11 protein-coding genes are annotated in these 8,059 nt (G+C 34.6%); 6 read left to right on the top strand and 5 right to left on the bottom strand.

From position 1 onward, the window contains the following. Together ACTCAF_RS10300 and ACTCAF_RS10295 are read right to left on the bottom strand one after the other, a co-directional pair. Window positions 1–1,092: ATP-binding protein (locus ACTCAF_RS10300; protein WP_463063195.1), on the bottom strand; the 1,092-nt coding region annotated here is incomplete at its 3' end. 96 nt (window positions 1,093–1,188) lie between these two features. After that, on the bottom strand, window positions 1,189–1,410 hold the full coding sequence (locus ACTCAF_RS10295; RefSeq protein WP_463063194.1) for a hypothetical protein: 222 nt from the start codon (window positions 1,408–1,410) through the stop codon (window positions 1,189–1,191). Window positions 1,411–1,758: 348 nt separating this feature from the next. On the opposite strand from ACTCAF_RS10295, the gene ACTCAF_RS10290 reads away from it, so the two are divergent. Then, on the top strand, window positions 1,759–2,964 hold the full coding sequence (locus tag ACTCAF_RS10290; protein ID WP_463063193.1) for a type II toxin-antitoxin system HipA family toxin: 1,206 nt from the start codon (window positions 1,759–1,761) through the stop codon (window positions 2,962–2,964). Beyond that, a complete protein-coding gene (locus ACTCAF_RS10285; RefSeq protein ID WP_463063192.1) occupies window positions 2,933–3,151 on the top strand; it encodes a helix-turn-helix domain-containing protein in 219 nt (72 codons plus the stop codon). The genes ACTCAF_RS10290 and ACTCAF_RS10285 overlap by 32 nt, the downstream gene beginning before the upstream one ends. A gap of 69 nt (window positions 3,152–3,220) precedes the next feature. On the opposite strand, the gene ACTCAF_RS10280 is transcribed toward ACTCAF_RS10285, so the two are convergent. Both ACTCAF_RS10280 and ACTCAF_RS10275 read right to left on the bottom strand, forming a co-directional pair. Next, the gene (locus ACTCAF_RS10280) at window positions 3,221–4,300 is read right to left on the bottom strand and encodes a M20/M25/M40 family metallo-hydrolase (protein ID WP_463063191.1); all 1,080 of its coding nucleotides are present in this window, start codon (window positions 4,298–4,300) and stop codon (window positions 3,221–3,223) included. Then, window positions 4,287–4,751, bottom strand: coding sequence for an N-acetyltransferase family protein (locus tag ACTCAF_RS10275; RefSeq protein ID WP_463063190.1), 465 nt, complete (start codon window positions 4,749–4,751; stop codon window positions 4,287–4,289). The genes ACTCAF_RS10280 and ACTCAF_RS10275 overlap by 14 nt, the downstream gene beginning before the upstream one ends. A 116-nt stretch (window positions 4,752–4,867) precedes the next feature. On the opposite strand from ACTCAF_RS10275, the gene ACTCAF_RS10270 reads away from it, so the two are divergent. Genes ACTCAF_RS10270 through ACTCAF_RS10255 form a run of 4 tightly spaced genes read left to right on the top strand, consistent with a single transcriptional unit; the run spans window position 4,868 to window position 6,897 of the window. After that, the gene (locus ACTCAF_RS10270; protein ID WP_463063189.1) at window positions 4,868–5,068 is read left to right on the top strand and encodes a DUF1858 domain-containing protein; all 201 of its coding nucleotides are present in this window, start codon (window positions 4,868–4,870) and stop codon (window positions 5,066–5,068) included. Between the two features lie 7 nt (window positions 5,069–5,075). Further along, window positions 5,076–5,999 carry a nucleoside recognition family protein gene (locus ACTCAF_RS10265; RefSeq protein WP_463063188.1) on the top strand — a complete coding sequence of 308 codons (924 nt, stop codon included), beginning with the start codon at window positions 5,076–5,078 and terminating at the stop codon, window positions 5,997–5,999. Beyond that, window positions 5,999–6,526 carry a hypothetical protein gene (locus tag ACTCAF_RS10260; RefSeq protein ID WP_463063187.1) on the top strand — a complete coding sequence of 176 codons (528 nt, stop codon included), beginning with the start codon at window positions 5,999–6,001 and terminating at the stop codon, window positions 6,524–6,526. Before ACTCAF_RS10265 ends, ACTCAF_RS10260 begins: the two co-directional genes overlap by 1 nt. Before the next feature lie 5 nt (window positions 6,527–6,531). After that, complete coding sequence (locus tag ACTCAF_RS10255) at window positions 6,532–6,897, top strand: hypothetical protein (protein ID WP_463063186.1); 366 nt, start codon at window positions 6,532–6,534, stop codon at window positions 6,895–6,897. A 39-nt stretch (window positions 6,898–6,936) separates the two neighbouring features. Here ACTCAF_RS10255 and ACTCAF_RS10250 read toward each other — a convergent pair. Further along, window positions 6,937–8,059, bottom strand: a 1,123-nt coding sequence (locus tag ACTCAF_RS10250) for a PD-(D/E)XK nuclease domain-containing protein (protein ID WP_463063185.1), incomplete at its 5' end; no start/stop codon positions are given.

Genomic DNA, 8,059 nt, shown 5'->3' with positions numbered 1-8,059 from the left:
GATTACATAATCGTTAAAGGAAATCTGCACCTCTTTGTTTGGTATTTTTAACGTATATTCTATTGTGTCCAGTATCTCATTTGTTATCATTTTATCTATCGTAAGATAGCCTGACTGATACAGCAACACTTCAATGTCAATATGCTCTATATCAAAAGTGGATAACAGTTTTCTGTCTACTTTCAAATTAGATAGTTTAGGCAGAAAATAATTTCTTTGTTTGAGCAGCTTTATCAAAAATGACGGTGTGCCGGTCTCAAACCAGTAATTGTCAAAAATATGTCCACTTGCTATAAACTGCAATATGTCAAAAGGGTTATACACATTGTCCTGAAGAAAATTATAACCGTTGTACCATACTTTTAATTTTTCCATATCCACGCCTTCAAGATATGGCATAAATGTTGTCTCTATATCATTTTGTGTATATCCGCAGATATTGCCGTATTTTGGATTAAGGGAGATATCTGTCAGCATGTTAAGACCGCTGAATATAGATGCTCTTGAAAATTTACTAACACCTGTTAGAAATGCAAAACGGATATAGGCGTCATTATCTTTGATGATTGAATACAGCCCCTTTATAAACTCCCTGTTTATCTTTGCCTGCTCAATATTTTCTATGACATCTAAGATTGGTTTGTCGTATTCGTCAATCAAAATTACTACCTTTTCGTTGTACTTTTTATACGACATCTCTATCAATTCTGCAAAACAGGAAGCAGCATCATTTTCATTCTTACATTCAATGCCTAATCTCACCTGATTCTTTCTGAAATTTTCATAGGCAGAGCTTTCAAGCCCCTCAAGGCTCTGGAAATTCCCAGCCCAGCTTATCTTGATGACAGGATATTTTTTGCTCCAGTCCCATTTGTCATAGATATATAGCCCCTCAAAAAGCTCTTTTCTCCCCTCAAATATCGCCTTTAATGTATCAAGAAACAGTGATTTACCAAAACGTCTCGGGCGGGATAAAAAAATATATTTATAATTTTCAATAAGATTGCAGGCATACTCTGTTTTATCAATGTACAGGTAGTTGCCATTGATAATCTCGCTAAATGTCTGAATACCTATCGGCAGCTTTTTCATATGAATATTTTACTTTTGAAATATGCTGTTTGCAAGGGGAATGTTGGTTTATATTGCTAAATATGCTGCTATTTACAACCCCTTGCACTTGAATTGCTACCCCTTTACCATTTCAAGTATAAAGCTGTAAATCTCAGCTGCCATTAAGACTTCATTAAAATCAACCATCTCATCACAGGTGTGAGCAACAGCAAGGTCTCCCGGGCCTAAAATAATTGGCTTAATACCTGACTGCCAGAATATCGGAGCATCAGAGTCACTTTTGAAAAAGCTCTGGGAAAAATCCAGATTCTTCTGATTATAAATCGTTTTCAACATTTTCGGCAGTGAGGCTTTGTCAGATAATTCATAACCATGATGAATAGTCTGCAGCGAAAATTTATCCTTTTCTCGTTAAATTTATCAAAAATCAATCTCTCTAAATCAAATGCCGTACAAAGTGTAAGTAAAATCTGCTCTTTTGGCTCATAAATGCCTTTGCACCTGAAAAATTTCAATCCCCTTTAATTGCTCTTTTACACACCCATAAAAAAGGCTAATATTTTATAAAATTTAGAGAGCTGCTAAATGATTGGTTAGAAGTTTTTAATTTTTTTCTGTATAATTTACTTTACATAATTGAGTAAATAGCGTATGATTGTAAACTAAATTTTACAGGGCAGACAAATGATAGAAATATTTCATAATCAAAAAGCAATAGCATCATTTTTCAAAGACAATAGAAACTTTATCATAGACTATAAAGATTTTGATATAAGTAACTCCATAGCACTATCTTTGCCAAATACTCAAAAGATATATCTATATGATTATAGGTTTCCACCATTTTTGGAGAGTTTTTTGCCAGAGGGGTATTTGTATGAGATATTTAAAAATATTTTATCAAAAGAATATGGCAGAGTAGATGATTATCTGATATTTTCACTTCTGTGCTCAAATATACAATCTAGAGTGCAATTTCAATGTAATCTACAAAAGAGTATAGACTTTCCTAATTTTGATATTGAAGAGATATTATCTAATGATACAAACGATACTTTTAATAACCTTCTTCAAACCTTTTTAAACAAAAATGCCATCAGTGGAGTACAACCAAAAACTATAGCACTTTTAAAAGAAAAAGAAAAATTAGATACAAAAGAGTATATCATCAAAACTTGGGGAGATGAATATCAAGATTTGGCTCTCAATGAATACTTTTGCCTAAAAGCTGTAGAAAAAGCAGGAGTAAAAACTGCAAATGTTAAATTATCAAAAAACAATAAATTTCTAATAGTAGAAAAATTTACACTAAAAGATGATGGTAGTTTTTATGGGTTTGAAGAGGTATTATCACTGATGGATAAAAACAAAGAAAGTAAATATGATGGAAGCTACGAGCAAGTAGCTAAAATCATCTACTCATATGCCACAAATAAAAGAGAGTCAATGATAGCATTTTATAAAACTGTGGTTATGAATTATCTACTTAAAAATGGTGATGCACACTTGAAAAACTTTGGCTTATTGTTTGATGATGATTTTAAAAATATTTTTTATTCACCCGTATATGATGTAGTCAATACGGTTGTCTACATTCACAAGGATAAACCTGCACTTATGATGGATGGCAAAAAGATATGGCACTCAAAAAATACTCTTATCAAGTTTGGGCAAAAAAGTTGTCTTTTGAGTCTAAGTGAAGCAAAAAAGTTTTATAGGGATTGTTTTGAAGCACTTTTGTGGGTGATTAATGAGCTGGAAGGTTATTTGACCAAAAATCCGGATTTTAAGATAGGAAAGATGATGTTAGATAGTTGGAAATTATCTTTAAAAGAAGAGAGCACAAAGGAGCTTAGTGATGATATTATCAGAACTTGGAAAAACTATTAAAAGTTTGCGACAACAAAAGGGAGTTTCTCAAGAAGCTCTTGCACAAGAAGCACATATCTCAAGAGCGACTTTATCAAAGCTGGAAAATGGCTATATTGCAAATATAAGTATAGTAACACTCAATCAAATACTTTCAATTCTTGGGTATGAGATAGATATTAAGCCAGCCAATCCATTTAGAACATAAATCATAAGGTGGGGATTTTTAATTGACTTTGACAATTTGCAACTTTTAACACCCCACCCATTTATTTTTTCAATTTTCACACTCAAGCACAGAGAAGTAAATCTCTGCTACTTTCAAAACTTCATTAAAATCAACCATCTCTTCACAGGTATGTGCGACAGCAAGGTCTCCCGGACCTAAAATAATTGGCTTAATACCTGACTGCCAGAATATCGGAGCATCAGAGTCACTTTTGAAAAAGCTCTGAGAAAAATCCAGATTTTTCTGATTATAAATCGTTTTCAACATTTTCGGCAGCGATGCTTTGTCAGATAATTCATAACCATGATGAATAGTCTGCAGCGAAAACTTTATCTCTTTTTCATTGAATTTTTCAAAAATCAGCTCTTCGATTTCAAACGTTAGCGACCCAAGAGAATATTTGGACGAAACGTGTAAATCCAGATATGCTTCGCACCTGTCCGGGCTTGCAAAACCTGCATGGGAACTGTTAAAATCCCTGATATTGTACAATATATCTTCTTTTTTATCGATGTATTCAATAATCAGATTAATACAATCCATCATCAGTTTGACAGCATTTTTGTCCGGCTTTGAAAGTGATGCATGCAATTTTTGACCATAAGTTACCAGAGAAATTTCAACGTACCCAAAATGTCCGAAGCATGGTTTAAGATTTGTTGGTTCACCGATAATTGCCCAATCAAAAGGGTATTCCCTTGCAAGCGTAAATGCGCCGTCACCTGACTCCTCTTCCCCCACCACAAGCGCAAGGGCACATGGGAAATCTCCCTTATGCCTTTCCCGATACGAGATAAATGATTCAACCATTGCGGCACAGCCACTCTTCATATCCGCAGAGCCAAGTCCGTATATTTCATTTTCGGTTATATTTGCCTCATAATTTTCATAATCAAAGGCAGGAACAGTATCAATGTGCCCCACAAAAACAATATCAGCTTCACCCTTGTCAGGCATCACAATAATATTCCCCCTTTGTTCGTCAACTTCCTGAAAAATGTAGTTTAACTTATGCTTCTTCAAATAACTTTTCAAAAAGTCCTGTATCTCTTCTTCTTTCCCCGAAGGGCTGTAAATATTAATCATATCCACAAGCAAATCTTTTAGCCGTTTTTCATTTATGCTCATTTTTATCTCCATCACTTAAATACAAAGTCAAATAAATCTGCTCTTTAGGCTCACAAAACCCTTTACCACGAAAAAATCCTAACGCCCTTTCATTGCTCTTTTCCACATCCACAAAAACAGTCCTTATCCCCTCATTTTTCATAAACTCTTTGAATTCATCAAAAAGCTTTGAAGCAAGCCCCTGTTTTTCATACTCCTCGTCTACGCAAAGCCAGACAAGATAGCCATATTTTATATGCTTTTTCTGTACAACATAGGACAATATAAATCCTGCTACCTTCCCCTTATCTTCTGCCACAAAACAACTCTGCCTGTTATTTACAAAGAATTCTGCCACTTCACTCTCATCCCACACCCGATAAAGATTAGGATAGTTTTTAAGGGTAAAAACTTTTTCCCCGAGCCTGTGGATTTGCGGCAAATCTTTTAGTGTAATTTTTCTGATATTCATATATAAACTCCAAAAACGATATACCTATTTTTTTCACACACTTTTTTTAACCTTATAGCAAATTATACCATCTTTCTCCGTTTGAAAATATTAAATTTTTAGATTAGAATATACATATGAATAAATTTACACTTGAAAATACCATTGAAGAAATTGTTCTTGAAAAGAAGGAAGCTGTAAAATACCTTATGGATAAAGGCATAAGATGTATCAGATGCGGTGAACCTATCTGGGATAAACTGAAAGATGTTCTTGAAGCAAAAGGGTTTACCGATGAAGAGAAATTGAAAATTTTACAAGAGATTAATAATCTGTGAGGGGAATTTGGAAACTTTTGTAGGCTTGATACTTGATTCCGGTAAATCTGCAATAAACCTGGCTCTTTATATATTGCTCCCGATAATGGTCATCATGATGGCAATTATGCACACCCTCGAGCAGAAAGGGTGGCTGAAAAGAATCGCAGTTATGTTTTCCCCTGTTCTTGGAATTTTCGGCATCCCTGGGGTAGGTGCATTTGCTGTACTGCAAATTTTGTTAATAAGCTTTGCAGCACCAATAGCTACTTTCAAAATTATGAACGATGATGAAGGCTACTCCCAAAGGGAAATCGCAACTACATTTGCTGCCACCATCGTAATGTCTCAGGCAAACGCAGCATTCCCACTCATTGCTGTAGGTTTAAATATAACCGTAACAATAATTTCTTCATTAATAGGGGGGATAATAGCTGCTTTTATCGTCGGACTTTTTATCAAAAAAGAAGAAAATTCGCACAACCCTGACAATGCTGCACCTTCATCAAAACGACTCCTTCCACTTCTGTTTGAAGGGGGCGAAAAAGGGATTCTGGTAGTTTATAAATCTTTACCTGCGCTTGTTATCTCAATTTTCTTTGTCAACGTCTTAAAAAAATTGAACATCTTGAACATGATAGAAAATATCGTGTCCCCTATATTTCAATTAATAGGAATTTCGTCTATCTCCGTAGTCCCAATCATAACAAAATTTCTTGCAGGGGGCACGGCAATGATGGCTGTGGCTATCGATATGATTGAAAAGGGTTTGATGACCGAAAAAGATTTGAATATGCTCGCCGGCTTTATAATTAACCCCATCGACCCTGTTGGAATGATGGTATTTCTTTCTGTAGGCGTAAGGTTTCAAAAGGTGCTAAAGCCTGTGCTGATAGCTTCCATTGTAGGGCTTATTGCAAGAGGAATAATACATCTGGTATATTTTTATTGATGAAAAAGTCCCCGTTATTGTCATATTTTACATTTTTTGTAGCAATAATTATTTTTACGATAAAACCTGCATTAAATCGCCAAAATATTTCCATAAATATTTTAATTATTTTATTTATGACCATATTTTTTTTCATTTATTACCATAATCTGCCAAAATCTATATTCTTGAAATCAAAGCAAATCCTATCGGATATCGGCATTGTCATGGTATCTGCTGTCCTGACATTTTATCTGAATAACAGCGGGCTTAAAGCTCCCCTTGCAGCAGGGATTGTGGGATTGTTGCTTGGAGTAATTTCAAATATTGACAAAAAACTTTATGATATTCAGTTTCCTGGCTACTGTGGCGCATTTATTGGAATGTCTTCAACCCTGATAGATTTCATATACACGCATATTATTGTTGCTTCAATAATTTCCGGGCTGCTTTTTGGATTTTCAAGAGATATTTTTACAGGTTTTGGTGGCAAACTCGGGACAATTGCCTTTTTTGGGGTAGCTGTAGCATATTATCTTTTGAGGTAAGTAAATTGTTTACTCTTTTTGTAGTTCATCTTTTGGGACTAAGCCTGACTTTTTATCTTTTTCACAATGTGGGTTACAGCTCAGTTATGGCATCGTCAATCGTCCTTATTATTGCAGGAGTTGTAGAGCACTTAAGCATATCAAACGCAGGCGAAATCTCCACAATACTTGTAATTTCTTCCTTCGTGGGTATGTCTTCCCAAAACATCCTTTCCAGTATAAAAACGCTCGTCGTTGCAAGTTTTATCGCAACTATTGTTTATAAATTTTCCAACGATTATTCAGGGTTTGGCGGTGCATCAGGCACCAACGCATTTATCGCAGTCTGCATAACATACCTGATTTTCAATTTTTCAAAGCTTAAGGTTTAAAAACGTGAGTTTCTATCAACATATTGGCAAATTGTCCATTTATGCAATTTCCCATTCAAAATTTGCAATATTTCGCTTTGCTGAATCAAACTCAATGCCTACAAGATAAATCTCAGAATACTCCTTGTAAATAGGTGAATTCTTATATTTTAGGGCGTAGTTTTTACTTTTTATCTGTGATAATGCTTCCCCTTTCTTCCCATCAACTTTAAATTCAAGGATATATATCTTGTCCCCCACAAAACAGGTCAAATCAATCCTTCCCTCATTTGTTACATCCTCACCAATGATTTTTATCCCCAAAGAGGCAAGATGAACATAAATTATACTGGAATAAAACCCTTCAAATTTGTCTAAATTGTTTTTTGAAAAATTATTGTAAGGGATAGATGCAAATATCGATATGAGACTTTCTTTAAATTTATCAAGATTGCCTTCATACAATGCATCATATGATAAATCCTGAGTGTCTACTATATTTTTTTGCTGAAAGAGATAGTGGAGTATGTAATCGCTTAATGACAACTGCACTTCAAGGTTAGGCACCCTCAAGGTATATTCAAATCCACCTCTTCTTTGCTCCTTTACACTGTCTATCGTAAGATAGCCAGACTGATACAGTAGCACTTCAATGTCAATATGCTCTATGTCAAAGGTGGACAATAACTTATCATCCATCTTCAAATTGGATAATTTCGGTAGAAAATAATTTCTTTGCTTGAGCAGCTTTATCAAAAATGAGGGTGTACCGGTCTCAAACCAGTAGTTTCTGTACATATGCCCACTTGCAATAAACTGCAATATGTCAAAAGGGTTATAAACATTATCCTGAAGAAAATTGTAACCATTGTACCAGATTTTCAATTTTTCCATATCCACACCTTCAAGATATGGCATAAATGTTGTCTCTATATCATTTTGTGTATATCCGCAGATATTGCCGTATTTTGGGTTAAGAGAAATATCTGTCAGCATGTTAAGACCGCTGAATATAGATGCTCTTGAAAATTTACTAACACCTGTTAGAAATGCAAAACGGATATATGCGTCATTGTCTTTGATTATTGAATACAGCCCCTTTATAAACTCCCTGTTTATCTTTGCCTGCTCAATATTTTCTATAACATCAAGAATTGGCTTGTCGTATTCATCTATCAAAATT

The organism is Deferrivibrio sp., assembly GCF_055117995.1.
Note: the sequence above shows the minus strand (reverse complement) of the source record. Positions and strands in the feature narration are given on the sequence as shown.

Bases quoted from the DNA above. Each gene is read 5' to 3' on its own strand.
- ACTCAF_RS10290 (WP_463063193.1), top strand. From the start codon at position 1,759: ATGATAGAAATATTTCATAATCAAAAAGCAATAGCATCATTTTTCAAA.
- ACTCAF_RS10275 (WP_463063190.1), bottom strand. From the start codon at position 4,751: ATGAATATCAGAAAAATTACACTAAAAGATTTGCCGCAAATCCACAGG.
- ACTCAF_RS10260 (WP_463063187.1), top strand. From the start codon at position 5,999: ATGAAAAAGTCCCCGTTATTGTCATATTTTACATTTTTTGTAGCAATA.
- ACTCAF_RS10295 (WP_463063194.1), bottom strand. From the start codon at position 1,410: ATGTTGAAAACGATTTATAATCAGAAGAATCTGGATTTTTCCCAGAGC.
- ACTCAF_RS10270 (WP_463063189.1), top strand. From the start codon at position 4,868: ATGAATAAATTTACACTTGAAAATACCATTGAAGAAATTGTTCTTGAA.
- ACTCAF_RS10280 (WP_463063191.1), bottom strand. From the start codon at position 4,300: ATGAGCATAAATGAAAAACGGCTAAAAGATTTGCTTGTGGATATGATT.
- ACTCAF_RS10285 (WP_463063192.1), top strand. From the start codon at position 2,933: ATGATATTATCAGAACTTGGAAAAACTATTAAAAGTTTGCGACAACAA.